The organism is Variovorax sp. V35 (assembly GCF_041154465.1).
GTDB classification, from domain to species: domain Bacteria; phylum Pseudomonadota; class Gammaproteobacteria; order Burkholderiales; family Burkholderiaceae_C; genus Variovorax; species Variovorax boronicumulans.
Genome location: NZ_AP028666.1, coordinates 1,876,263 through 1,902,128, shown reverse-complemented (window position 1 = coordinate 1,902,128; position 25,866 = coordinate 1,876,263). Strand labels below are relative to the sequence as shown.

21 protein-coding genes and 1 pseudogene are annotated in these 25,866 nt (G+C 64.8%); 3 read left to right on the top strand and 19 right to left on the bottom strand.

Features of this window, described 5'->3' with window-relative positions:
• Positions 1-53 precede the first annotated feature (53 nt).
• Positions 54-911 carry a LysR family transcriptional regulator gene (locus tag ACAM42_RS08790; RefSeq protein WP_369631758.1) on the top strand — a complete coding sequence of 286 codons (858 nt, stop codon included), beginning with the start codon at positions 54-56 and terminating at the stop codon, positions 909-911.
• Positions 912-921: 10 nt separating this feature from the next.
• Here the strand turns inward: ACAM42_RS08790 and ACAM42_RS08785 are convergent, their stop codons facing one another.
• The gene (locus ACAM42_RS08785; RefSeq protein ID WP_369631757.1) at positions 922-1,524 is read right to left on the bottom strand and encodes an SMI1/KNR4 family protein; all 603 of its coding nucleotides are present in this window, start codon (positions 1,522-1,524) and stop codon (positions 922-924) included.
• A 135-nt stretch (positions 1,525-1,659) separates the two neighbouring features.
• On the opposite strand from ACAM42_RS08785, the gene kdsA reads away from it, so the two are divergent.
• Together kdsA and ACAM42_RS08775 are read left to right on the top strand one after the other, a co-directional pair.
• Positions 1,660-2,544, top strand: a complete 885-nt coding sequence (gene kdsA, locus ACAM42_RS08780; RefSeq protein ID WP_369631756.1) for a 3-deoxy-8-phosphooctulonate synthase — start codon at positions 1,660-1,662, stop codon at positions 2,542-2,544.
• 375 nt (positions 2,545-2,919) lie between these two features.
• Positions 2,920-3,168: pseudogene (locus ACAM42_RS08775) on the top strand (flagellar biosynthetic protein FliR); the annotation flags it as partial.
• Between the two features lie 252 nt (positions 3,169-3,420).
• Here ACAM42_RS08775 and ACAM42_RS08770 read toward each other — a convergent pair.
• The 18 genes from ACAM42_RS08770 to flgB all read right to left on the bottom strand — a co-directional run bounded on the left by ACAM42_RS08770 (position 3,421) and on the right by flgB (position 25,662).
• Positions 3,421-7,041, bottom strand: coding sequence for an SIR2 family protein (locus ACAM42_RS08770; RefSeq protein ID WP_369631755.1), 3,621 nt, complete (start codon positions 7,039-7,041; stop codon positions 3,421-3,423).
• 483 nt (positions 7,042-7,524) lie between these two features.
• Positions 7,525-8,736: a flagellar hook-associated protein FlgL gene (flgL, locus tag ACAM42_RS08765; RefSeq protein ID WP_369631754.1), complete on the bottom strand. Its 1,212-nt coding sequence runs from the start codon at positions 8,734-8,736 to the stop codon at positions 7,525-7,527.
• 29 nt (positions 8,737-8,765) lie between these two features.
• Positions 8,766-10,730 (bottom strand): flagellar hook-associated protein FlgK, encoded by a 1,965-nt coding sequence (flgK, locus tag ACAM42_RS08760; protein WP_369631753.1) that lies wholly within the window; start codon positions 10,728-10,730, stop codon positions 8,766-8,768.
• Between the two features lie 111 nt (positions 10,731-10,841).
• Positions 10,842-12,560 carry a methyl-accepting chemotaxis protein gene (locus ACAM42_RS08755; RefSeq protein ID WP_369631752.1) on the bottom strand — a complete coding sequence of 573 codons (1,719 nt, stop codon included), beginning with the start codon at positions 12,558-12,560 and terminating at the stop codon, positions 10,842-10,844.
• 10 nt (positions 12,561-12,570) lie between these two features.
• Entirely contained in the window at positions 12,571-13,098 is a 528-nt protein-coding gene (locus ACAM42_RS08750) for a chemotaxis protein CheW (RefSeq protein WP_235926749.1), read from the bottom strand.
• 16 nt (positions 13,099-13,114) lie between these two features.
• Entirely contained in the window at positions 13,115-14,737 is a 1,623-nt protein-coding gene (locus ACAM42_RS08745; protein ID WP_369631751.1) for a methyl-accepting chemotaxis protein, read from the bottom strand.
• 16 nt (positions 14,738-14,753) lie between these two features.
• Complete coding sequence (locus tag ACAM42_RS08740) at positions 14,754-16,334, bottom strand: methyl-accepting chemotaxis protein (RefSeq protein WP_369631750.1); 1,581 nt, start codon at positions 16,332-16,334, stop codon at positions 14,754-14,756.
• 190 nt (positions 16,335-16,524) lie between these two features.
• The gene (locus tag ACAM42_RS08735) at positions 16,525-16,806 is read right to left on the bottom strand and encodes a hypothetical protein (RefSeq protein WP_369631749.1); all 282 of its coding nucleotides are present in this window, start codon (positions 16,804-16,806) and stop codon (positions 16,525-16,527) included.
• A gap of 7 nt (positions 16,807-16,813) precedes the next feature.
• On the bottom strand, positions 16,814-18,379 hold the full coding sequence (locus ACAM42_RS08730) for a methyl-accepting chemotaxis protein (RefSeq protein WP_369631748.1): 1,566 nt from the start codon (positions 18,377-18,379) through the stop codon (positions 16,814-16,816).
• A gap of 70 nt (positions 18,380-18,449) precedes the next feature.
• Complete coding sequence (flgJ, locus tag ACAM42_RS08725) at positions 18,450-19,442, bottom strand: flagellar assembly peptidoglycan hydrolase FlgJ (RefSeq protein ID WP_369631747.1); 993 nt, start codon at positions 19,440-19,442, stop codon at positions 18,450-18,452.
• A 10-nt stretch (positions 19,443-19,452) separates the two neighbouring features.
• Positions 19,453-20,574: a flagellar basal body P-ring protein FlgI gene (locus tag ACAM42_RS08720; RefSeq protein WP_369631746.1), complete on the bottom strand. Its 1,122-nt coding sequence runs from the start codon at positions 20,572-20,574 to the stop codon at positions 19,453-19,455.
• Entirely contained in the window at positions 20,574-21,269 is a 696-nt protein-coding gene (locus ACAM42_RS08715) for a flagellar basal body L-ring protein FlgH (RefSeq protein WP_369631745.1), read from the bottom strand. The genes ACAM42_RS08720 and ACAM42_RS08715 overlap by 1 nt, the downstream gene beginning before the upstream one ends.
• On the bottom strand, positions 21,269-22,051 hold the full coding sequence (flgG, locus tag ACAM42_RS08710) for a flagellar basal-body rod protein FlgG (protein WP_070061530.1): 783 nt from the start codon (positions 22,049-22,051) through the stop codon (positions 21,269-21,271). Before flgG ends, ACAM42_RS08715 begins: the two co-directional genes overlap by 1 nt.
• 23 nt (positions 22,052-22,074) lie before the next feature.
• On the bottom strand, positions 22,075-22,821 hold the full coding sequence (locus ACAM42_RS08705; RefSeq protein WP_369631744.1) for a flagellar basal body rod protein FlgF: 747 nt from the start codon (positions 22,819-22,821) through the stop codon (positions 22,075-22,077).
• A gap of 13 nt (positions 22,822-22,834) precedes the next feature.
• A complete protein-coding gene (flgE, locus tag ACAM42_RS08700) occupies positions 22,835-24,049 on the bottom strand; it encodes a flagellar hook protein FlgE (RefSeq protein ID WP_095946600.1) in 1,215 nt (404 codons plus the stop codon).
• Positions 24,050-24,131: 82 nt separating this feature from the next.
• A complete protein-coding gene (locus ACAM42_RS08695; RefSeq protein ID WP_070061527.1) occupies positions 24,132-24,818 on the bottom strand; it encodes a flagellar hook assembly protein FlgD in 687 nt (228 codons plus the stop codon).
• 44 nt (positions 24,819-24,862) lie between these two features.
• Complete coding sequence (flgC, locus tag ACAM42_RS08690; protein WP_062469232.1) at positions 24,863-25,258, bottom strand: flagellar basal body rod protein FlgC; 396 nt, start codon at positions 25,256-25,258, stop codon at positions 24,863-24,865.
• Complete coding sequence (flgB, locus tag ACAM42_RS08685) at positions 25,255-25,662, bottom strand: flagellar basal body rod protein FlgB (protein ID WP_062469229.1); 408 nt, start codon at positions 25,660-25,662, stop codon at positions 25,255-25,257. Before flgB ends, flgC begins: the two co-directional genes overlap by 4 nt.
• Positions 25,663-25,866 lie beyond the last annotated feature (204 nt).

The following is a 25,866-nucleotide window of genomic DNA, read 5'->3' as shown; positions in this document are numbered from 1 at the left end:
TGTTATGTATTCGGATTTGCTATTGATACTTATCTCAATAACAATCTTTTGTCATGACTGATCGCCCGCTGGATCTCGACGCCGTTCAGGCCTTCGTTCGCATCACCGAGCTGGGCAGCTTCACGCGCGCCGCGGAAGTCATGCAGACCACGCAGGCAGGGATCAGCCTGAAACTGAAACGCCTCGAAGACAGGCTGGGCTGCCGGCTCCTGGAGCGAACGCCCCGGCACGTGGAGCTGTCGGCGCGCGGCGCCGCCTTCCTGGGACATGCCCGGGAGCTCCTGGCGGTCCACGATCGCACGCTGGCGGCCTTTGCGAGCGCCCGCCAGCGACTGACCATCGGCATCAGCGATCACGTGGCAGGACCGGAGTTGCCCGCGCTGATCGCCCGCATGAACGCGCAAGACGCGCAGCTGCTCATCGACATCCGGATCGGCTCGTCGGGCGATCTGCTCCAGAGCTACGACCGACGCGAACTCGACACGGTCATCGTCCGGCTGCATGCCGGACGCACGGACGGGAAGCTTCTGACGCAGGAGCGCTTCGGCTGGTTCGCTGCCGCAGGCTGGCAGCATCGCGTGGGCGAGCCCCTGCCGCTGGCCACGATGGCGCAGCCCTGCGACGTGCGCGCGCTGGCGGAGCAGCTTTTGGACACGGCCGGCATCCCGTGGACCGAGGTGTTCGTGGGGGGCGGCGTCGCGGCCGTGGCGGCGGCGGTGGTGGCCGGCCTGGGGGTCGCTGCGTTGGCGCCGCGCATGCTGCCCCTGGGCTGCGTCGACGTGGGGCCGAAGCTGGGTCTGCCCGACCTGCCGCGCCTGCCGGTCCTGCTGCACTCCAGGGTCCGGGAGGCTCGGGCGCACGAGGCCGTGGACGCCCTGTCTGCGGCGTTCAGGAGCGTGGCAAGAAACTGATCCGGCAGCGTCAGGGCGCGCGTTCGTCCACCACGAAGCCCCAGAAATCGTCGTCGCAGTGGATGCAATGGTCCAGGAAGGATTGCATGCCGCTGGCGTGGAACCACACCAGGCCCTGCGCCTCGTCGCACAGCGCATCGGCCTGCGCGTCCAGGCTGAGCGATGGGAGGTGGGCCAGCTCCATGTCGGCCAAGAACTCCTGCGTGTCCAGCTTGCCTGCAAAGAGGTCGTGGTCGAGGCTGGCGATCCTGCCCTTGTGCCGGCCGTGCAGCACCTCCACGAACGGGTTGCCCGCGGGGTCGCTGCCGATGTCCAGAAACCAGGCGGCCAGCAGGCTCTCGGCCTGCAGCGTCTCCAGGTCGCAGTGGGGGTCCGAAGCGCCGAAGCTGTTGAGCGCTCGGAAGTTGGCGTGCGAGGCGCTGCTCGCCGTGCCGTCTGGCTGCACATAGGCTGCGATGTCGCCGGCCTGTTCCATCTCGTACAGCGAGAAGCCGTTCTGGGTTCGCAGGAAGGCGGCGTAGGCGTCAGAGAAACCGAGGCGGCGCTGCAGCGCGTCGACCGCCTGCGCGGAGGCTGGCGCGCGGCCAAAGGGATTGGGGAAAAGTACTTTCATGGCGTTCGCTGCAGCCTAACGCGGATCACGGCGTACCGGCCCCGTGTCGCTTTCATGCCCCGCCCCTATCGGGCAGGCAGGTTCAGGCCGTAGGTGGCCAGGGGCCCATTCTGGGCCAGAAGCCGAACCGCGAGAATGCGGGCAACAGACACTTCAGAGGAGCTCGCCTTGACCACCGTCGCCATCACCCCCGCCATCCACGTCAGCAACAGCAAGGGCTTTGTCCTGTTCGGCGGCGTGAACGTCCTCGAGTCGAAAGACATGGCCCTGCGTGCCGCGGAAGAGTACGTCCGGGTCACGCAGAAGCTCGGCATTCCCTATGTCTTCAAGGCGAGCTTCGACAAGGCCAACCGCTCGTCCATCCACTCCTATCGAGGCCCCGGCCTGGAAGAGGGCCTGAAGATCTTCGAGGCCGTCAAGGCGGCGTTCGGCGTGCCCGTGCTCACCGACGTGCACGAGCCCTGGCAGGCGAAACCCGTCGCCGAAGTGGTGGACGTCCTACAACTGCCCGCGTTTCTCGCCCGCCAGACCGACCTGGTCGTCGCGCTCGCCCAAACCGGCAAGGTCATCAACGTCAAGAAGCCCCAGTTCCTGAGCCCGACGCAGGTGCTCAACATCGTGGAGAAGCTCAAGGAGGCGGGGAATTCCTCCGTCATCCTGTGCGACCGCGGCACCTGCTTCGGCTACGACAACCTGGTGGTGGACATGCTCGGCTTCGGCACCATGAAGAAGGTCACCGGGAACCTGCCGGTCATCTTCGACGTGACGCATTCGCTCCAGCAACGCGAGGCCAACGCCATCGCCTCGGGCGGGCGGCGCGAGCAGGTGGCCGAGCTGGCGCGTGCGGGCCTGGCAGTGGGCCTGGCGGGCCTCTTCCTTGAAGCGCACCCGGACCCGGCGCAGGCCAAGTGCGACGGCCCCAGCGCCCTGCCGCTGGACCAGCTGGAGCCTTTCCTCACGCAGCTGAAGGCGTTGGACGACCTGGTGAAGTCGTTCGCGCCCCTTCACATCCGCGCCTGAACAGGACGCGGCCCCGACGCACGCGCGTGGGCGTCAACACAAGGCGACAAAGCTCAGGTGCGTCGAAAACCCACAGGAAGCTCACGCCCCTATGAAGAAATTGGCAGGCTAAGTCGAAGGCCGACTTCTACCCGACCGCTGCCGCTTCGCGTTGGGCAGGGACGATGAGACCACATCAAGACCGCAACGAAGCTACTACCGGCCAGAGCTGGCGCAAGGCTTCGTAGGGATGGGAAGCGTGCCCGTGATCAAGATCCTGGCCGGTCTACTTAGGTAGCTTGCGGACGCGGGACGGTTTGCATTGAAGCGGCTCAAAGCGCCGACGCGCCTCTAGCTGCCGGCGGCTGAATGTTCATCGTGCTCGCGGCCGGCGACATCTTCGCGAGCGGCCTGCTGCTGGCCCTGCCGCTGATCACGGCGCTGCTCACGCTCAACCTCGCCATGGACTTCCTGAACCGCGCCTCGCCGCAGTTCAGCATCTTCGCGGTGGGCTTTCCGCTCACGCTGCTGGCGGGGTCGGTGACGCTGCAGCTACTGATGCCGCACCTGGCAGCGTTTTTGGAACCGCGGTTTGCGGAATCTCTGGGGAACATGCTGCGGTCCAAGCAGAGGCTGCGGCGCTGACGCTTGGACGCCCACATCCGGCCGTTCGGTCATTTCGAAGAACGGCAGGTCCCTTTGAGGCTGAAGAGCTGCGCCGAGCCGAAACCAATAGCACGAGCCTAGCGATTGATCACAGGAACGCACGCGCTCAAATTCGAAGCGAGGTGAATTACACGCTCAAATCCAAGCCAAGCGTTTTACCACCTCAAAATCCCCCCAAAAAAAATCACTCGAACCACAACCGACCACCGTCCGGAATTTTAGGACTCGATGCTAATTTAATAGGTAGCGCTTTCCGTGACGAGAACCTGCTTGTCGAACAAGCTCTTCAATATTTCCTTTTAATGGATCCTGAGCATCGCGAATCAACGGCAACAAACGATCGATCACAAATTTTTCAGTTGCCGTTCGCCCAAGAAGATGTCCACGAAAATCAAATCCCCTCTCGCACTCCAACCCTCTCAAGAGAAAAGAAATCGCATCCGAACTAAAATCATCAGACGTAAGATGATTTTGATAAATTAAAATTGAACGCGCAAGCAACGATCGATAAATTGAATCATCCTTATTAAATTCAACCACAAAAGAATGACGCACATCTTGGCTCAAGTAAATTGAGAATAACCAAGATATTCTTTCCAAGAGGATGTGCTTCAAATTCGAATTGCACTCACCAGCCAGCCACTCCAACCACCACTCAATAGGCCCAATATCAAGAAATCCCAGCGGGGCACCCTTCTCCCCATATACCTGATCGAGAACAGTCAAAGCCAACTTCGTATCCCGTATTTTTAACACTTGAACAAAAAGCGTTTCACGTCCTGCCCAGTCTACTTCGATTTGCTCAAGGAAATGCGTTGGTTGCTGCATGCGTTGTTCTTGATTCATATTTACGAGCTCATTCAACGCTTCAAACACTTGCTCCTCGCTGCCTGGCGAGGCACAAAAAAGAAGAGCAGCCCTCACCACTCCAAATCGGCCGGACGCTCTATCTCTGACAATTTGAGCCAGATCCGGCCTGCCAAGGCAGATGCATCTAAGCGCCTTTAATGACCACGCATCTTCCTCTGGAACCTCCGCTATCGCAATGAGATGGTCCACGTGTTCTCGTTTGAAATAATCCCAGGACAACTCATTTTTTTCTTCGGCAAAATTGGCTACAAAATAAATAGACGTTGCTGCTTTTTTTACACCACGCAACAGCAATTCCCCCGCCAACTCCAGAGCCTGCGTTGAATGAACCCTCCAAAGCATTCGACATAGTATTCGGGCATAAATCTCTGGCACATGATTAGACTCAGAATTCATTAGGAAGCACTTTTTTATCGCAGAAATCTCTAGATCGACAAGAAGCATTGCGACACCGCTCGTAAATCCATGAGCCACATCATCACCCGAATCGAGAGTTATCTCGTGAGCGATGGAATCCACGAGTGCGACGATCGCCGGTATATCGGCCGCGGTAACCAAGGGCTGGAGGACGCTCACGATGCCGTTACAGCAATAGTTGTAGTCAGAGCGTGCGTTCAACATTTCCAGAAGCAACTCATCTTTGACGATGGCGCCCTTTAGCTCAAAAAGCCGCTTCACGGCTGCTGCACCAATCATGCCGCCCGCCTTCATCAAGGCCCGCAATTTTGGCTCGTGAGCTTCCGAAATCGGAAGGTTAGACTCAACTATCCACCCAATCCGATTGTCAAATGGACCGAATTTGGTGAGATGTTCTGGAATCAAGGAGAGAAGGTTTGATACGATCTCATCACGCCCAACCTCAACATACTTTACTGCTGCTAGTGCTAGCTCGAAGTCGGCGTTGGCGATGTCATGAAAAAACGCATCGGCGTGCGTCTTCGGCAATATGCTCAAGGCGAGAAATAATGCTTGATCCCACCTTGTCAGGGCGATTTTCTCTTTGAAAATCTGCGGACTTGACTGATAGCGACGCGCGAGTTCCGTAGCTGCAAGATATTCAGTTATCGATTGATGTGCAAACGCGACTCGCCCCCCAATGTAAGGAATAAGAGTCGACGTTGAGACAAGCCAATTGGCAACATCTCGGGCATCAATGTCCAAGATGCCCGCCGCTTCGAGACCCGACTTTAATGCACTAAGAAGGTCTGCTAACGGGTACGCCTCTTCGCCACGATTGATAGCGTCATAAGCCGCAAGGGAAAGGGCCTTCTCAAGATCAAACTCTCTAGCAAATCGCTCCTTGAAGTTTCGATGCAAATTTTCAAGAAGTGCCTGATAGAAATCTCGTGGGTGAGCGTCTTTTTTGAAAGAAACAGCACCAGATTTGGCAAGTTGAAAATAAAACGGCTTTTGCAAAAGAAATAGAATTTCGCGATCGAATCGCCCCTCGATAGCGATATTCATTTTTTGAATTTCCTCAGCAACCACTGCTTCATCAATCTGATCGAGACAGTAAACAGGAAACCCAAACTTATCTAGGCCATCGCTTGTTCGCGAACCGATGATGAGTGACGAGCTCTCGATATTCGATGTAAATTCTGAAAAATCCGCTTCGTAGGCGCCGCTCTCCCAATACTCCCTAGGCATTTCATTAAAAGAATCAAGAAACACTTTCAATTGAAAACGCTGTATCAAGCTTTCCAAAGGTAAGCTTTTTGGCAGGACCTGATTTACTAATTCAGCGAGATCTCCACGATAAAGCTTTAGGTCTACCAAGATGGGGATAACTACGGAAGCCTCGTCAAAAACCTCTGAGAGACAGAGCTCATGAAGTTTCTCGGCATGACGCGCGGCAGCTTGCCGAAGAGCGTATGTTTTTCCTGCGCCGGGTAGCCCAACCAAAATCCCTCGGTTCGGTCCATCATCTAAGAATTTTTCGACAAGATGGTGATCAAACTTATCTGGCCGATGATAAATAGCACTCTTCAAATGGCTGTCATTCTCGGTGTGGACGCGAATTGGAAATTCGGGATTCAGCTTAGGTGTTCGTGCCAGTCTCGCTGCATGGCGAGCAAGGGAAAGGACGACATCTGGTGTGCTTATTACAGTAGCTGCTTCGCCTGCGATTTTTTTCAGAGGCGAGGGCGCAGGTTCCGCGAAGGAACCAAGCAATGCGAGAAGCGCTGCGTGATCCTTTGTCTGATCAGGACGAATCGTCGTAGCGTAGCCGACGAGATGAATGCCGTAATTTCGTCTCCAATAGTCACATTCCGCTTCCGAAACGTCTGCCATGATTGCATAGTGATCCCGCGTACCCCCTTTGTAGGTATTGGCTAAGAGATCGCGCACGTAGAGAAAATCTGGATCCCTCAATCCAAAACCAAGGTAGACAACTGGCCTACTAGCCAAAAGCATCTTTAATGATTCCAGTGCGTTCTGTCGCTCGCCCTGTGGAAGTAACAGTCGATACTGTTCTCGCGTCAGAATGATGCTATCGCTGTCCGCTGCGTCACCATGTGGTTTGAAAACGAAGTCAATGGCCCGTGCGTGCACAATTTCAGCGGTTTCTGTGAGATGACGATTAGTTATTGGAGGGCGAAAAAACCGGTTGGGCTGCCATTGCCGAAGAGCTTCCTCAAGAAGATTGTCGTAGTTTGTCGTGACAAAGCAACGCGTTCCCAGCGAGACAACCCTTCTGTGAATCTCATGCGGCTTGGCAACTCCATAGCGACACGCTGTCCGTATGAAATCGCCAATCTGGTGCTTCGTTAATTTGTCAAATCCATAGCTCGCTGCTTGCAAGAAATCGCCTCGTTGCGCTTCGGCTCGGATCAAGTCTGCTTTGCCGCCTGCCAATTCAACGAACCTAGCGAGTTCTTCAATCAGTCCCGCCCAAGTCGGAAGTCCTGACCATAGCGACAATCCCGAACCGATGAAAAGGACAGTGTCTTCCTGAGTTAGAACTTGCTTTAGTTTTTCCATAGCAGAGAGCAGATAGGTCTTATCGAGCTTATCTCAGACAGTCTCGTCCGTGTCTGCGCTCTAGGCTAGGCGACGGTGCCGCCCCGAAGTCGGGCTGGACGGGGTATCAGCGATTCCCGATTGCTTAGACACGCTAAGGCCTAGCCGCCAACGTTTGCATCGTGTGCGGCACAGCCCAGTCGCCGCACCGAATGGAGGACTTGCTGCCGTTGGGGAGGCCGAAGCTAACCGTCTTCTTAAGGGGCGCGAGGTGATAGATGAGGCACTGGAAGGGTCTGCATTAACCTAGAGGCGGACCTCGAATTGACATCGCCGCATGGTGGCGCGATGCAAGTCAATCTGGGAGTAGCGCCTGAAAGCAGCCATTCGCGGCCGTCAGCCGTCGGCCGATAGCAACCCGGCAGCGCATTTTTCCCCGTCCATCGCAACGACCGGCTCGGCCTCATCAAATGGCCAGCAGAGAGCAAGTAGCGCCCCCCACCCTCACAGGTAGTTGAAAAGCGAAATGCTGTTCAACTTGGCAAACGTCATCTGCGTCGCCTGCAGCGACGACTGCCGCTGATAGAACTCGGAAATCGCCGTGTACGGATCGAGGTCCTCGATAGACGACAGGTAGCTTTCTTCCTGCAGCTTGTTCATCGCACCCGCGCTGTCGAGCGCCTGCAGCTCGACCTGGCGCGAGCCCACCGACGACAGCACCGTGAGCACGTTGTCGTGCGCGTTCGTGACCTTCACGTTGGCGGTGCTCAAGGCGTTGCGCAGCTGCGCCTGGGCCGCCGCGCCGCCGCCGTTGAGCGGTGCGCGCAGCGCGCTCACCAGCTCGCCCAGGGCCGCGAAGATGTCGGTGCCGGCGTTCTGCGCGGTCGACACGTCGAAGCTGTCGCCGTTGGCCGGCGTGCCGCTGATGGCGATCTGCACGCCGCCGAACGAGATCGGGGTGCCGACGGTGAACGGGCCGCTCGCGGCCACCACGGGCGGCGTGTCCTTGGTCATCACCGTGTAGTCGGTGCCGGTGAAGCGGATGGTGAAGTCCTTGCCGTAGTTCGGTGCGGTGGCATCGGTGATGCTCACCGCGCCGAACACGCCCGAGCCGGTGTTGGCAGGTGAGCCCGAGGTCACATAGCCCGCACCGCCCTGCACCGACTGGAAGATGCTGCGGCCATCGTCCGAGGTCGACATCTGGCGCGCCACGTCGATCTGCATCAGCCGCTCGCCCTGGTCGCCCACGTACTGCACACCGCCGCCGGCAGCCATCACGAAGGGCGGGCTGCCGCTCTTGAAGCCGGCGAACAGGTACTGGCCGCTGCCGTTGTCGCTGTTGGCCACGCCCACGAGCTGCTCCAGGCTGCTCTGGATAGCGGTGGCGAGCGAGGCGCGGTCGGCGTCCGAGAGGCCGCCGCCGCCGGCCTGCACGACCAGCGTCTTCACGTTCTGCAAGATGGCCGTCACCGAATTGAGCGCGTTCTCTTCGGTCGACAGCGCCAGTGCCGCGCGCTGGCGGCTGGTGGTGAACTGGGCGCCCTCCGCCAGCGTCTGGCTCACGCCCAGCGCGCGCGCCGCGCCCACCGGGTCGTCGCCGGCCGTCAGGAACTTGGAGTTGGTCGCCAGCTGCTGCTGGACCTTGAACAGCTTCTGCTGCTGCAGGCCCATCGACTGCAGGCTCTGTTCGTAGAAGGATTGGGTGCTGATGCGCATCGCGGGTCCTGGAATCTGTACAAAAGGGTTCAGCTGCGGATGCCGAGGATGGCGTCGAACATGGCCGAGGCGGTCTGGATCACCTTGGCGTTGGCCTGGTACATCTGCTGGAACATCAGCAGGTTGCCGGTTTCCTCGTCCTGCACCACGCCGGAAATCGCGCGCTGGCTGGCCTTGATCTGGCCGGTCACGCTGTCCTGCGTGACGGCGGCCACCTTGATCGACATGGCGCGGTTGCCGACATCGCTCACCAGTTGCGAGTAGGCGCCGTTGAAGGTCGCGGTGCCGTTCGACATGGTGGTCTTGCGCTGCAGCGCGCCCAGCAGCAGCGCATTGCCGCCGTCGGAGACGCCGCCGGTGTTCTTGCCGATGGTGAAGGTGTCGCCCTGCGCGGGCGCGCCGGTCATGGCCACGGTGATGCCGTCGAAGCTCATCTTCGCGCCGGCCGTGTACGGCACGGGCGTGCCGGCCGGGTAGCTGGTGGCGGTGCCGTTGGCCAGCGTGACAGTCACGGCCGAGCCGGCCGGAAAGCCCGACAGCGTACCGGTGCCCGCGTTGAAGCTCAGCGTGACGTTGCCGGCCAGCGGCGAGCCCGGGTAGGCGGCATCGACGCTGGCCGCGCCCAGCGCGCCGCTGCCCTTGTTGCCTGCGGTGTTGCCGGTGATCACGGGCGAGGCGGCGGCCACCTTGGCCGGGTCGCGCACCAGCACCTCGAGGTCGCGCGCGCCGGTGCGCGTGGGCTGCACCAGGAACGAATCGCCGGCCTGCGCCGTGCCGCTCGCGGCCGTGAGGCTCACGCCGTCGAAGCTGATCGGGAAGGTGGTGAAGCTGCCCATCGGCGTCTTGTCCGAGAGCCGCGTGACCGTGTAGGTGAGCGTGCCCCCCACGTCGGTGACGCTCACGTTGTAGTCGCTCGTGGTGAGCTTGGACGCATCGGTCAGCGTGGCGCCGAGCTCGAGGTTGCCCGCGTTGCCGGCGTTGGCGATGGTGCCCGGCACGGCCTGCGAGAAGAAGTTCTGGCCCAGCGCGCCGTTCAGGTCCACGCCCAGCTTGTGCTGCGCGTTCACCGCGTCGGCCACCGACATGGCGAGCCGGCCGATGGCGTTCTGCGTGGGGATCAGCGTGTCCTTGCGGAAGGCCATGAGGCCGCCGAGCACGCCACCGGTGAAGGCGCTGTCGTCCAGCTCGACGGTGTTGCCGGCAAAGCCCGACAGCGCCACCACCTGGCGCGTGGGGTCGGCCGACGACGTCACCGCCGCCATCTTCGAGGCATGGTCGCCCACCACCAGCGACTGGCCGGTGGCGATGAACACGTTGTACTTGCCGTCGTCCTGCTGCAGCACGCGCACGTCGACCACCTGGCTCAGCTCGCTCACGAGCTGGTCGCGCTGGTCGAGCAGGTCGTTGGGCGCCTGGTCGCCGGCCACGGCGCTCATCTGGCTGATCTGCTGGTTCAGGCTGGCGATCTTGGCGGCGTAGGTGTTGATCTGGCTCACGCTGCCCACGATCTGCTCGTTGACCGAGGTGTTCAGGTCCGACAGGTACTGGTCGGTCGCGCGGAACTTGCTGGCCAGCGACTGCGCCGCGCTGATCATCTGCTGGCGCGCCGCCGGGTCGGCCGGCGTGTTGGCCACGCCCTGCACGCTGGTGAAGAAGCTCTGCATCAGCGGCGCGATGCCCGAGGTCTTGTCGGCCAGCAGCTGGTCGATGCGGTTGACCTGCACGCCGTTGGTGGCCAGCGCGGCCGACTGCGACTGCGCGGTGGCCAGCTGCGCCGTGAGGTAGCGGTCGTAGCTGCGCGACACGGTCGTCACGTTGGCGCCCGAGCCGATGAAGCCCGAGCCGCTGGCAATGCCGCCCGAGGAGGCGATCTGCGCGATCTGGCGGCTGTAACCGGCCGTGTACACGTTGGCGGTGTTGTGGGCCGTGGTCATCAGCGCGGTGCGGGCGACCGCGAGGCCGCTCAGACCTGTGTAGAACATGCTTCCGGACATAAGGCTTTACCTGTCAAAGGGGTGTGGGGGAGCGGCATCGCGCGATGCCTCCCCATGGTTATCGGCAGCGCCCGCCCGAAGTTGAGGGCGCGCGGTGTCATTGCGCCTGGCTCAGAACTCCGACCAGTCGCCCTTGGCGTCGCCGGCCATGGCGAGCTGCGGTGCGCCACTCGGTTCGCGGCGCGTGGGCAGCGCCTTGGCGCGCGGCTTGGGCGCCGGCTTCGGCGGCTTGGGAATCGGCGTGATGCGCGTGAAGCTGGCGCGGGTCGTCGCGACCGCGTTCGCGTCGAGCTTGAAGACGCTCACGGCCTGCACCAGGGCGCCGGCCTGCTCCTGCAGCGACTGCGCGGCTGCCGAGGCCTCTTCGACCAGCGCCGCGTTCTGCTGCGTCACCTGGTCCATCTGCGTGATCGCCTGGTTGATCTGCTCGATGCCCGAGGTCTGCTCCTGGCTTGCGGCCGTGATCTCGCCCATGATGTCCGTCACGCGCTTCACACTGCCCACGATCTCTTCCATCGTGCGGCCGGCTTCTGCGACCTGCTTGCTGCCTTCTTCGACCTTTTCTACCGAGTCACCGATCAGGGTCTTGATTTCCTTGGCGGCGGCTGCGGAGCGTTGAGCCAAGCTGCGAACTTCGGAGGCGACCACGGCAAAGCCTCGGCCTTGTTCGCCGGCACGCGCAGCTTCCACAGCAGCGTTCAGCGCCAGGATGTTGGTCTGGAACGCGATGCCGTCGATCACGCCGATGATGTCGACGATCTTTTTCGACGAGGCGTTGATCGAGCCCATCGTGTCCACCACCTGCGACACGACCGCGCCACCCTTGACGGCGACCTCAGAGGCCGACACCGCCAATTGATTGGCTTGCCGCGCGTTGTCCGCGTTCTGCTTCACCGTCGAAGTCAGCTCTTCCATCGATGCCGCCGTCTGCTCCAGCGAGCTGGCTTGCTCCTCGGTACGCGACGACAGGTCCTGGTTGCCCGAGGCGATCTGCCCCGAGGCCGTGGCAATGGTCTCCGTGCCCGTGCGCACCTCGCCCACCACCTTCGCCAGGTTGGCGTTCATGTCCTTCAGCGCCTGCATCAGCTGGCCCGTCTCGTCGCGGCTGTCCACGCGGATGTTCGCGCTCAGGTCGCCGGCGGCCACCGTCTCGGCCACGCCCACGGCCTTGGCCAGCGGGCGCACGATGCTGCGCGAGATGAAGAAGGCGAACAGGCCGCCCAGCAGCACCGTGAGCGCCGTCAGCAGCAGCCGCAGGTTGAAGCTCTTCGCATTCGCCGCGTCGATGGCGTGGCTCATGTCGTCGATGGCGCGGCGCTCGATGGCCAGCAGTTCGAGCACGCGGTTCTCGTACGCCTTGGCGGCCGGCTGGAACGACAGCTGGTAGGCGCGCACGGTCTCGACCGTGTTGCCGCTGGCCTTGGCGCGGGTCACCTCGTCCTTGGCGGCCTGGTACTTGGCGCGCAGCTCGACGATGGACTTGTAGGTCGATTTTTCTTCGTCGGTGACCAGCAGCGCCTCGACCTTGGCCATGGTCTCGCTGCCCTTCTTCACACTCTCGGAGATCACGTCGGCGAAGAGCATCGGCAGCGCCTCGTCGGTGGTGCGCGCGATCATCGAGGTGCGCGCGATGGCCGAGTAGGTCAGCACGTACCAGTCGGAAATGAGCCGCTCCTTGGCCAGCGGGCTCTGCATCATGATGCGCGTGGCTTCGGCGTTCCTGTGCGCCGACATCAGCCCCACCGCGCTGGAGATGAGCGTCAGCCCCAGCACGATGGCGAAGGCAAGGGTCAGGCGGGTGCCGATGCGAAGGTTCGAAAAGAATGTCATGGGGTGGTCCTCAAACGGTGGCGGCGGCTTCGATGAGGCCCATTTCTTCGCTGGACATCAGCCGGTCGATGTCCACCAGGATCAGCATGCGTTCGTCCAGCGTGCCCAGGCCGATCAGGTAGTCGGTGTCGAGCACCGAGCCCATCTCGGGCGCCGGCTTGATCTGCTCGGCCGTGAGCGTGATCACGTCGGACACGCTGTCCACCACCATGCCCACCACGCGGCCCGCGATGTTCAGCACGATCACCACCGTGAACTGGTCGTAGGTGGGTGCGCCCAGCTCGAACTTGATGCGCATGTCGATGATCGGCACGATGATGCCGCGCAGGTTGACCACGCCCTTGATGTAGTCCGGCGCGTTCGCGATGCGCGTCACGGCGTCGTAGCCGCGCAGCTCCTGCACCTTCTGGATGTCGATGCCGTATTCCTCGTCGCCGAGCTTGAAGGTCACGACCTCCAAGCGGTTGGCCACGGCGGATGCGGACGGCGCCGCGCCATTCGATCGCGGCGATGTGGTGTCTCTGGTGTTGTTCAACATGTGTTCTTCTCCTCGTTCAATACGCATCCCGGGCGCCGGCACCCTCGCCCGCCCCGGTCCTGAATACCCCTGCGGCCCTGACCAGGCCCTCCGCCTGTTCTTGCAGCGACTGCGCCGTGGCCGAAGCCTCTTCGACCAGCGCGGCGTTCTGCTGCGTCACCTGGTCCATCTGTGCGATGGCCTGGTTGATCTGCTCGATGCCCGAGGTCTGCTCCTGGCTCGCCGTCGTGATCTCGCCCATGATGTCGGTCACGCGCTTCACGCTGCCGACGATCTCCTGCATGGTGCGGCCGGCCTCGGCCACCTGCTTGCTGCCTTCTTCGACCTTCTCCACCGAGTCGCCGATGAGGGTCTTGATTTCTTTCGCAGCCGCGGCCGAGCGCTGCGCCAGGCTGCGCACTTCCGACGCGACCACGGCGAAGCCCTTGCCCTGCTCGCCCGCGCGGGCGGCTTCCACGGCCGCGTTCAGCGCCAGGATGTTGGTCTGGAACGCGATGCCGTCGATCACGCCGATGATGTCGACGATCTTTTTCGACGAAGCGTTGATCGAGCCCATCGTGTCCACGACCTGCGAGACCACCGCGCCGCCCTTCACCGCCACTTCCGAAGCGGAAACGGCCAGCTGGTTCGCCTGCAGGGCGTTGTCCGCGTTCTGCTTCACGGTCGAGGTCAGTTCTTCCATCGACGCGGCCGTCTGCTCCAGCGAGCTGGCCTGCTGCTCGGTGCGCGAGGACAGGTCTTCGTTGCCCGAGGCGATCTGGCTCGACGCCGACATCACGCCCGCGACGTTCGCACCCACGTCCGCGACGATCGCGAAGAGGTTGGCGCTCATCTGGTTCAGCGCGCGCAGCAGCCCCGCGATCTCGTCGCCCGGCCGCACCGTGAAGCGCACGAGGTCGCCACCGGCGATGGTGCGCGCGACCTCGATGGCCTCGTCGAGCGGACGGAACACCGTGCGCCCGAGGAACGCACCGAGGCCCAGCCAGGCCAGCGCGGCGCCGAGGCTGCCCGCTGCCACGGCGGTGGGCAGCCAGCTGTGCGCGCCGGACGCAGCGGCCAGGCGGGACGCTTCCATCCAGCCCATCGCGCCCAGGCCCGCGGACAGTGCAGCCGCTGCGACGGTCACGCCGAACACGCGGCGCCGCACCGGGATGCGCCGCAGCCGCGCCAGCGGGCGCGTCCAGCCGCTGCGCACCACCTCGCCCTGCAACAGTTCGAGGCCCTTGGCCTCGCCCTCGCGCATGCGGCGGTAGAGCGCATCGGCGGCGGCCACGTCGTCGCGCGCGGGGCGGCTGCGCACGGACATGTAGCCCTCCACGCGGCCCTGGTGACGGATCGGCGTGACGTTGGCGAGCACCCAGTAGAAGTCGCCGTTCTTGCGCCGGTTCTTGATCAGGCCGGTCCAGGGCAGGCCCTGGTCCAGCGTGCGCCACAGGTCGGCGAAGGCTTCGGGCGGCACGTCGGGGTGGCGCACGATGTTGTGCGCCTTGCCCAGGAGTTCGGCGGCCGTGAAGCCGCTGGCCGCGACGAAGGCCGGGTTGACGTAGGTGATGCGGCCCTTGAGGTCGGTGCGGGACACCAGGGCCTCTTCCTTCGAGAGTTCGTATTCGATGTCGGTGACGGGCAGGTTGACACGCATGGCCGGTGCGTCGCCTTCAGGCCAGGGCCAGCGCGTTGCCGTGGCTGCTGCTGCCGCCGAGGCGGAACACGCCGACGACCTGCGACAGGCTGCCCGCCTGCTCCTGCAGCGACTGCGCGGCCGCCGAAGCCTCTTCGACCAGCGCCGCGTTCTGCTGCGTCACCTGGTCCATCTGCGTGATCGCCTGGTTGATCTGCTCGATGCCGGAGGTCTGTTCCTGGCTCGCCGCAGTGATCTCGCCCATGATGTCGGTCACGCGCTTGACGCTGCCGACGATCTCTTCCATCGTACGGCCGGCTTCTGCGACTTGCTTGCTGCCCTCTTCGACCTTTTCCACCGAGTCGCCGATCAGGGTCTTGATTTCCTTCGCGGCTGCGGCAGAGCGCTGTGCGAGGCTGCGGACTTCGGAGGCGACCACCGCAAAGCCGCGACCTTGCTCACCCGCACGCGCCGCTTCAACAGCGGCATTCAACGCCAGGATGTTGGTCTGGAACGCGATGCCGTCGATCACGCCGATGATGTCCACGATCTTCTTGGACGATGCGTTGATCGAGCCCATCGTGTCTACGACCTGCGACACGACCGCCCCACCCTTCACCGCGACTTCCGAAGCAGAGACGGCCAGCTGGTTCGCTTGACGCGCGTTGTCCGCGTTCTGCTTCACGGTCGAGGTCAGTTCCTCCATCGACGCCGCCGTCTGCTCCAGCGAACTCGCCTGCTCTTCCGTGCGCGACGACAGGTCCTGGTTGCCCGAAGCGATCTGCCCCGAGGCCGTGGCGATCGTCTCCGTGCCCGTGCGCACTTCACCCACCACCTTGGCGAGATTCGCGTTCATGTCCTTCAGCGCCTGCATCAGCTGGCCCGCTTCGTCGCGGCTGTCCACGCGGATGTTCGCGCTCAGATCGCCGGCCGCCACGGTCTCGGCCACTTCGAGCGCGTGGCCCAGCGGGCGCACGATGCCCAGCGTGAGGCGCCAGGCGAACAGCGCACCCACCGCCAGCGCGATGGCCGACAGCACGAGCAGCGTGGTGCGGCCCTCGGTGTGGTCGGCCGCGATGCCCTTGGCGGCGGCGTCGATCTTCTCGCGCTGGTGGTTGGCCAGGTTTTCGACGGCGCCGGCGTAGACGGCGAGCGCCGCGCTGAACTTGGTGTCGACCAGCACATTGGCTTCGTCGATCTTCTTCTCGTCTTTGAGCTTGTTGAGCGTGCCCACGGTCTCGAGCACGACCACGCGCGCCGCGACCACCGCGGCATAGAGCGCCTTTTCTTCCGGCGTGGCGAGCATGGCTTCCAGCTGCTTTTGCGCCGGCGTGATGCGCGCCGAACCCGCCGCCTGGAGCTTGGCGAAATAGGCCGCCACCTCGGGGTCGGTGGTCTTGACCATCGCGTAGTTGGCCACCGTGTTCGACTTGAGCAGGCTGAGCCATTCGGCCGCCAGCCGCTCCTTGACCAGCGCGCCCTGCACCATCTCGTCGGTGGCCTGGCCCACGTTCGTGAGGCGCAGCACGCCGGTGCCCGCAATGAACGCCATCAGCAGCAGCAACACCGCGAAGCCGAGCCCCAGGCGGGTGCCGATTTTCAGATCCTTCAAACTCATTGCGCTTCTCTTCCTTCAATAACGGGGGACGGTGGCCGCATCGCGCGGCGGGCCACCGGCATGACATGACGGCATGGCGGGACGGCGGCCTGCGCCACCCCGTCTCCCTGTTATCGGCAGCGCGCCGCCAGACTTGAGTCTTTTTTCTGAATATCGGTGCGGATCGGGGCGCGGGCGCATGCGTTCTCTGTCAGGCGTCGGTGGCGTTGACGTGCTGGAACACCCGGTCCAGCCGCTCGGCCACCTTGGCGTCGTGGTGACTTGCACGGGCCCGCGCATGCGCCGCGAAGCCCGCGAGCCCCAGGCCCGTCAGGCCGGCGGCGCCGGCCAACGCCCACACGGCATGAAGCGCCCAGGCGCAGCCGGTGCCGACATGGAAGCCGAGGAAGAGCGCCACGGCCAGCAGCAGGAGCAATACGGCGAAGCCCATGCCGACGCGGCGCAGGGATTTCGGATGGAAGTGCGTGGACACGGGGTGTTCAGGCCGCGACGGCTTCGTCGGCGTCGAGCTTGAAGGTGCTCACAGCCTCGACCAGGGCGCCCGCCTGCTCCTGCAGCGACTGCGCAGCAGCCGAGGCTTCCTCGACCAGCGCCGCGTTCTGCTGCGTCACCTGGTCCATCTGCGTGATCGCCTGGTTGATCTGTTCGATGCCCGAGGTCTGCTCCTGGCTCGCGGCCGTGATCTCGCCCATGATGTCCGTCACACGCTTGACGCTGCCCACGATCTCTTCCATCGTGCGGCCGGCTTCTGCGACCTGCTTGCTGCCTTCTTCGACCTTTTCCACCGAGTCGCCGATCAGGGTCTTGATTTCCTTGGCGGCTGCTGCGGAACGTTGCGCGAGGCTTCGCACTTCGGAGGCTACGACTGCGAATCCACGACCTTGCTCACCCGCACGCGCTGCTTCAACAGCAGCGTTCAGCGCAAGGATGTTGGTCTGGAACGCGATGCCGTCGATCACGCCGATGATGTCCACGATCTTCCTGGACGAGGCGTTGATCGACCCCATCGTGTCCACGACCTGCGACACGACCGCCCCACCCTTGACGGCCACTTCCGAAGCCGACACCGCTAGCTGGTTCGCCTGCCGCGCGTTGTCCGCGTTCTGCTTCACCGTCGAGGTCAGCTCTTCCATCGATGCCGCCGTCTGCTCCAGCGAACTCGCCTGCTCTTCCGTGCGCGATGACAGGTCCTGGTTCCCCGCCGCGATCTGCCGCGACGCCACCGCGATCGAATCGGTCGAGGCCTTGATGCGCGTCACGAGGTCGGTGAGCGTGTCTTCCATCTCGCCCATGCCGCGCAGCAGCCGGCCGAAGTCGCCGCCGCGCTCGGTCTCGAACTCCTGGCTCAGGTCGCCGGAGGCCACGGTCTCGGCGATCAGCAGCGCCTCGGCCACCGGATCGGCGATGCTGCGCGTGAGCAGCCATGCCAGCACCGCGCCCAGCGCCAGCGCGGCCACGGCCAGCGCGACGATGTAGATGAGGCCCGCGCGGTACTGCGCGTCGATGGCGGCGGCGGTGCTGTCGATGTGCTTCTGCTGGTGCGCCACCATGGCGCGGATGCCCGCGTCGTAGCCGTCGAGCATCGGCAGCAGCTGCGTGTCGGTGCGCGTCGTGGCCTCGTCCTTGCGGCCTTCGGTCTTCAGCTGGAGGATCTGCTGGCGCAGCGCGATGTACTCGCCGCGCCGCTTCTGGATGTCGGCGCTCAGCGCCAGCTCTTCCGGCGACACGAGCAGCGCCTCGAGCGCCTTCTGCGTCTCGGAGATGGTGGCGCTGGTGGCGGCGATCTGCTTTTGCAGGTGGGCCTGCACCTGCGCGTCGTCGCTCTTGAGCAGCGAGAAGGTGCGCACGCTGTTGGTGGCCGTGCCCAGCTGCCAGGCCGTGGCCAGGCGCTCCTTCGACAGGGTGCGCGACGCCATGTCCTGCGTGGCCTCGCCCACGCCCTGCAGCCGCAGCACGCCGATGCCCGCCACGGCCACCAGCAGCGCCAGCACCAGCGCAAAGCCGGCGCCCAGCCGCATTCCGATCGTCCAGTTCTTTATCGTCATTCGCTTGTCTCCTCTCGGGGCCTCTCGTGTCGTTGTTCTCGGGTCCGGGCAGTCAGGCTGTGCGAAGGGCTCAGCCGAACTTCTGCATGATGCGAACCAGCTTCTCGCCGTACTTCGGGTCGGTGGCATAGCCCGCGCGCTGCAGGCCGTGCGCGGCCTGCGCCGGGTCGGCGGTGGCCAGCACGTTCGCGTAGCGCGGGTTGCGCGTGATGAAGCGCGCGTAGTCGGTGAAGGCCTCCTCGTACGAGGCGTAGGCGCGGAACTTCGCGCGCACCTTCTGCGGCTCGCCGTCGATGTATTCGGTGGTGGTGGTCTCGACCGTGGCGCCCTTCCAGCCCTTGTCGGCCTTGATGCCGAAGAGGTTGAAGCTGGGCGTGCCGTCGTCGGCGCGGATCTCGCGCTTGCCCCAACCCGATTCGAGCGCGGCCTGCGCCAGGATCAGCGGCGCGGGCACGCCGCTGGCGGCGCTGGCCGCCTGTGCCGAAGCGCCCATGCGGTCCACGAACGCATCGACCTGGCCTTGCAGCGAGGCGTTCGCGGCCGGCGAGGGGCCGCTCTTCATTTGATAGACGCCAAGGTCGGCGGCGGTCGACACGCGCGCGCCGGGCGCCGAGCCGATGGGGATGCCCGCGCGCGGGCCGTACGGCAGGCCGGCGGGCGGCTCCAGCGACATCGGCCGTGTGCCGATGCCCTCGTCGGCTTCGGGCGCCGCCGAGGGCAATTGCCGCCGCAGCTGCGCCAGCATCGCCTCGGCCAGCCCCACGCCGCGCCCCGAGAGGTTCTGCGTGAGCTGCTGGTCGAACATCGACAAGTAGACCTTCTGGTCCTGGCTGTCGAGCAGGCCGCTCGAAGGCGTCGCCTCGCGCATGCTCTTGAGCACCATGTTCATGAACAAGGCCTCGAACTGGCGCGAGACCTGCTGCAGCCCCTCTTCGGGCGAGGTGCGCACGGTGCGCCGCAGTGCATCGACGCCCTGCACGTCGAGCGCAAAGCGCTGGTCTAACGCGCCGCTGCGGCTGGCCGCGTCGGTGCCGGTCCACGCGGTATGGGAAGAGATGGTCATCGCAGCGGCCTCAGATGATCTCGAGCTCGGCGCTCAGGGCCCCGGCCGACTTCATGGCCTGCAGGATCGACACCAGGTCCTGCGGGTTCGCGCCCAGGCTGTTCAGCCCCTTGACCACATCGGCCAGCGAGGCGCCGCCGCGCACCATCTGGATCGCGCCGCCGCCCTGGTTGACGGAAATCTGCGAGGTCTGCGCCACCACCGTGCTGCCGCCCGAGAACGCGCCCGGCTGGCTGATCACCGGCTCGGTGTTGATCACCACCGACAGGTTGCCGTGCGCGACGGCGCAGTCTTTCACGCGCACCGCTTGGTTCATCACGACCGAGCCCGTGCGCGCATTCACCACCACACGCGCGCCCGCCTGCGTGGGCGTGACCTCGAGCTCCTGCAGCTGCGCGAGAAAGCCCACGCGCCGCTGCGGCTCGGGCGCCTGCACGCGGATCACGCGCGCGTCCATGGCCTCGGCGGTGCCGGCGCCGAACTGGCGGTTGATGGCGTCCGTGGCGCGCTGTGCGGTGCCGAAGTCGGAGCGGTTCAGCTCAATGGTGAAAGAGCCTTCCGCGCCCACCGGCGCCTCGACCGTGCGCTCCACCAGCGCGCCGGCGGGAATGCGCCCCGAGCTCAGCTGGTTGACCTGCACCTTGCTGCCGTTGGCCGACGCCCCCGCGCCGCCCACCACCATGTTGCCCTGCGCCACGGCATAGGTCGCGCCGTCCACGCCCTTGAGCGGCGTCATCAGCAGCGTGCCGCCGCGCAGGCTCTTGGCATTGCCCATCGACGACACGGTGACGTCGATGTTCTGGCCCGGCCGCGCGAACGATGGCAGCGTGGCCGTCACCATCACGGCCGCCACGTTCTTCAGCTGCATGTTCACGCCCTGCGGGATCGTGATGCCCAGCTGCTGCAGCATGTTGTTCAGGCTCTGCGTGGTGAACGGCGTCTGCATCGTCTGGTCGCCCGTGCCGTCCAGGCCGACCATGAGGCCATAGCCGATGAGCGGGTTGTCGCGCACGCCCTGGATGCTGGCGAGTTCCTTGAGCCGTTCCGCATGCGCGGGCGCGATGAACAGGAGCGCGCACAGCGCCGCGATGCGCCAGCGATTCGAAGAGGGTGAGGCCTGGAGGTGTGTCATCAGAACGGCATCACGTTGAGAAAGATGCGCTGCATCCAGCCCATGTGCTGGGCCTCGTCGATGTAGCCCTTGGCCGAGTACTCGATGCGCGCATCGGCCACCAGCGTCGAGGGCACGGTGTTGTTGCCCGACACGGTGCGCGGGTTCACCACGCCCGAGAAGCGGATGTACTCGGTGCCCTGGTTGATGCCCATCTGCTTCTCGCCGCTCACCAGCAGGTTGCCGTTGGCCATGACGTCGGTCACGGTGACGGTGATCACGCCGTTGAAGGTGTTGTTGGCGTTGGCGCCGCCCTTGGCGTTGAGCGTGTTGGTGCCCGACAGCTTGGTGTCCTGCCCGTCGAGCAGGCCGCCGATGAGCTTGGGAATGGCCGCGAACACGCTGGTCGTGTTGCCCGTGCGGCTGGCATTGGCGCCCGAGTTCTTGGTCGCGTTGACCTTCTCGCTGATGAGGATGGTGAGGATGTCGCCGACGTTGCGCGGGCGGCGGTCTTCGAACAGCGCGTTGGCGCCCGGGCCGTCCTGGAAGATCGCGCCCGGCGCGCGGCGCGCCTGCACCGCCGCGTACTGGTCGGCGCGCGCCGTCATCGGCTGGTGCACCAGCGGCTCGCGCGGCACCTGCGCGCAGCCGGCGGCCAGCGCGGTGGCGAGCAGCAGCGCCGCCGCCCGGCGAAGAAGACGCACCCCCGCCTGCATCACAACTGGGCCAGGCGCTGCAGCATCTGGTCCGAAGTCTGGACCGCCTTGCTGTTGATCTCGTACGAGCGCTGGGTGGCGATCATGTTGACCAGCTCCTCCACCACGTTGACGTTGGAGGCCTCCACATAGCCCTGGCTCAGCGTGCCCGCGCCGTCCACGCCGGGGTTCACCTGGTTGGGCGCGCCCGAGGCGTCGGTCTCGGCATACAGGTTCTCGCCCTTGCTCTGCAGGCCCGTCGGGTTGACGAAGGTCGCAAGCTGCAGCTGGCCGACCTGCACGGTGTTGGTACCGCCCGCCTGCACCACCGACACGATGCCGTCGCGGCCCACGGTGATGCTGGTGGCGTTGGCCGGGATGGTGATGGCCGGCTGCACCGGGAAGCCGCTGGCCGTGACCAGCTGGCCGTCGCGGTCGGTCTGGAACGAACCGTCGCGCGTGTACGAGGTGGTGCCGTCGGGCATCAGCACCTGGAAGAAGCCGCTGCCGCTGATGGCCACGTCGGTCGGCTTGTCGGTCTTGGTGAGGTTGCCCTGCGAGTGGATGCGCTCGGTGGCCACCACGTGCACGCCGGTGCCGACCTGCAGGCCCGAAGGCAGGCGCGTCTGGTCGGAGCTCTGGCCGCCGACCTGGCGCAGGTTCTGGTAGACCAGGTCTTCGAACACGGCGCGGCTGCGCTTGAAGCCGGTGGTGCCGACGTTGGCCAGGTTGTTGGAGACCACGTCGAGCTGCGTCTGCTGCGCGTCCAGGCCGGTCTTGGCGATGTAGAGGGAGCGGATCATTGAAAGGAGTTCCTGGAAGAGGGTCAGCCGTAGGCCAGCAGCTTGTTGGCGGTCTGCGCGTTGATGTCGGCGGTCTGCAGCGACTTCATCTGCATCTCGAAGCTGCGGGCGTTGGCGATCATGGCCACCATGGCATCGACCGGCTGCACGTTGCTGCCCTCGATGGCGCCGGAGATGAGCGTGACGGCCTCGTCGGCCTCGGCCGGCGGCAGGTCGGCGCGCATGCGGAACAGGCCGTCGTCGCCGCGCACGAGGTCGCTCGTCGGCGGATTGACGAGCTTGAGCCGGCCCACTTCGGCGATGCCGGTGAGCGTGGTCGAGGCCGCGTCGCGCGAACCCACGAGGCCGTTCGACGCAATGCTCACGGCCGAACCCGGCGGCACAGTGAGTGCGCCGTTGTCGCCCACCACGGGGCGCCCGCCCATCGTCGTGAGCTGGCCGTCGGCGCCGATCTGCAGGTTGCCGACGCGCGTGTAGGCCTCGCTGCCGTCGGCCGCCTGCACCACCAGCCAGCCCTGGCCGCCCACGGCCACGTCGAGCGCGCGGCCGGTCTGCGTGAGCGGGCCGTGCGTGAAGTCGGCGCCGGGCGTGGTGGCGGCCACGAAGGCGCGCGTGGGCGCTTCTTCGCCGACCACAGGCACGGCGCGGAAGGTCGCGATCTGCGCGCGGAAACCCGGCGTCGAGACGTTCGCCATGTTGTTGGCGACCACGGCCTGCTGCTCCATGGCCTGCTTGGCGCCGCTCATGGCGACATACAGCATTCGATCCACGAAGTGCTCCCGGTCAGCGGATGTTCATGAGCGTCTGCATGACCTGGTCCTGCGTCTTCACGGTCTGCGCGTTGGCCTGGTAGTTGCGCTGCGCGACGATGAGGTTCACCAGCTCGGAGGTCAGGTCGACGTTGGACGACTCCAGCGCGCCCGAGGCCAGCGAGCCGGCCTTGGTGCCTTCGCCCGGCGTGCCGGTGAGCGCGTTGCCCGAGGCCTGCGTCTCGGCCCACACGTTGTTGCCCTTGGGCTCCAGGCCGTTGGGGTTGGCGAACGACGACAGCACGACCTGGCCCAGCAGGCGCGTCTGCTCGTTGGAGAACTTGCCGGTGATGGTGCCGTCGGGGTTGATCGAGAACGCGGTGAGCTCGCCCGATTTGTAGCCGTCCTGGCCCAGCTTGCTCATGCCGTTGGCGCTGCCGAACTGCGTGGTGCCCGTGAGGTCGACCGAGGCGGTGAGCGGCGAGGCGCCGTTGGTGAAGGTGAGCGGCCCGATGTTGAACGCGCCCGAGGCCGGCGCGGTCATGACACCCTTGGCGTCGAAGGTCACGTTGGACAGCGCGGCGCCGCCGTTCAGCGGTGCGCCGTCCGAGGTGCCGTACACGCTCCAGGTGTTGGCCGCCGTCTTCACGAAGTACACGGCCACGTCGTGCGGGTTGCCCAGCGAGTCGTAGATGGGGCCGATGGCGTTCGGGTAGTTGTAGGTGGCCGCGTCGGTGGGGTTGAACGGCGTCTTGGCGGGCACCGTGCTGCGCGCGTCGAGGTTGAACTGCGCGTCGATGTTGGCCGTGGGCTTGGGCGGCATCATGCCGCCCTGCACCTGGATCGGGCCCGGCGTGCCGCCGCTGATGCCGCCGCTGGCGTTGGCACCGTAGCCGGTGAGCTGCAGGCCCTGCGCGTTGACGATGTAGCCGTCCTTGTCGCGCGTGAACTGGCCGTTGCGCGAGTAGAAGACCTCGCCGCTGGGGCTGGCCAGGCGAAAGAAGCCGTCGCCGTTGAGGATGGCCACGTCCAGCGGGCGCGTGCTCGACTGCGTCACGCCCTGCGTGAAGTTCTGCGTCACGCCCGACACCGAGGCGCCCAGGCCCACGCGCGAGCCGGCGTACACGTCCTGGAAGGTGGCGGCGGCCGACTTGTAGCCCACCGTGCCCGAGTTGGCGATGTTGTTGCCGATGACGTCGAGGTTGGCCGCGGCCACGCCGAGTCCGCTGATGCCTTGGGAGAAACTCATGAGGGGGTCCTTGTTCGGTGCGAGGAAGAAGAGTGCGAAGGGCGCGGCCCGCACGGGCCACGCCGAAGACGAAGACGAAAGCTCAGAGGAACAGGCGCACGTCGCCCAGCCCGATGCTGGCGCCCGAGGCCAGCTCCAGCGTGACGCCGCCGGCGCCCTGCTTCACGGCGGCCACCTGCGAGAAGGTGAGCGCGGTGGCCTTCACCGTCGTACCGTTGTTGCTGGCATCGACCGTGAAGCGGTAGGCGCCCGGTGGCACCGCCACGCCCAGGTCGTCCTTGCCGTCCCAGGTGACGGCGTTGACGCCTTCCTTCATGGCGCCCGCGTCGAGCGTGCGGATCACCTTGCCGGTGCTGTCGACGATCTTGATCTCGACGTCGGCGGCGGTGCCCGGCAGCTGCACGGCGAAGGCCTGCGTGGCGGGGTCCTTGCCGTCCTCGGGCTTCTTGGTGGTGAGCACGTCGCCGGGCGACAGCACGTTGTAGCCGATGAGCGAGGTGGCCTGCAGCAGCTGGTTGGCGCCGGTCTGGTTGACGAGGCCGGAGAGCGTGGCGTTGAGCTTCTCGATGCCGCTCACGGTGCTCATCTGCGCGAGCTGCGAGGTGAGCTCGGCGTTCTGCATCGGGTTGAGCGGGTCCTGGTTGTTCAGCTGCGTGACGAGCAGCTTGAGAAAGCGCTGCTCGCTGTCGGCGCTGGACACGTTGTTGTTGCTGTTCGCCGCCGTGGGCGCGTTCAGCCCGCTGATGGACGAGGTGTCGGAGAGGGCCATGGGGTCGGTGTTCTTCCTGCGGGAGGCGCGTGTGCGTGCGTGGGTTACTGGCCGATGGTCAGCGTCTTGACCATCAGCGTCTTGGCGGTGTTGAGCACCTCGACGTTGGCCTGGTAGCTGCGCGAGGCCGAGATCATGTTTGTCATCTCCTCGACCACGTTGACGTTGGGCATCGCCACGTAGCCCTCGGCATTGGCGTGCGGGCTCTTGGGGTCGAACACCAGCTTGGCGGGCGACGGGTCTTCGATGACACCGGCCACCTTGACGCCGCCGATGTCGCGCCGGCCCGAAGCCGCCACCTCGAACACCACCTGCTTGGCGCGGTAGGGCTGGCCGTCGGGGCCGGCCACGCTCTCGGCGTTGGCGAGGTTGCTCGCGGTCACGTTCATGCGCTGCGATTGCGCGGTCATGGCGGAGCCCGCCACGTCGAAGATGTTCATGGCTGTACCGCCGACAGGAGCGACTTGATCTTGGCGTTGATGAGGGTCAGGTTCGACTCGTAGCGCAGCGCGTTGTCGGCGAAGGCCACGCGCTCGACGTCCATCTCGACCGTGTTGCCGTCGAGGCTGGACTGGTGCGGCACGCGGTACAGCAGGTCGTCGCCGGCCGTGGCCTGCGCCTGGCCCGCGAGGTGGCGCGACGAGGTGGTGGCCATCGACACCGACGATGCGGCACGGCCGCGCTCGACGGCCTCGCTCAGGCGCGCGCCGAAGTCGAAGTCGCGCGCCTTGTAGTTCGGCGTGTCGGCATGGGCGATGTTGGCCGCGAGCACCTCCTGGCGCTGGGCCCGGAGATGGAGCGCTTCGCGGTGGAAGCGAAACGCCGCATCCAGCTTGTCGATCATCTTTGTTCCATCTGTTGAGGCGTCGCCAGTGCACGGGGCGCAGCGACCGATGGAAAGCAAGTCTATGCATGCGGCGCGTTGGCAATCGCCCGAACAAAGGGGGGTTTCGCCTGCTGCTCGCACCTTCGCCAGCGGGGTGAATTCATAAGAATCCAGGGGCGCCGGCTGCGGCTTTCCTGCACCGGCGACCTCATTTTTCTGGCC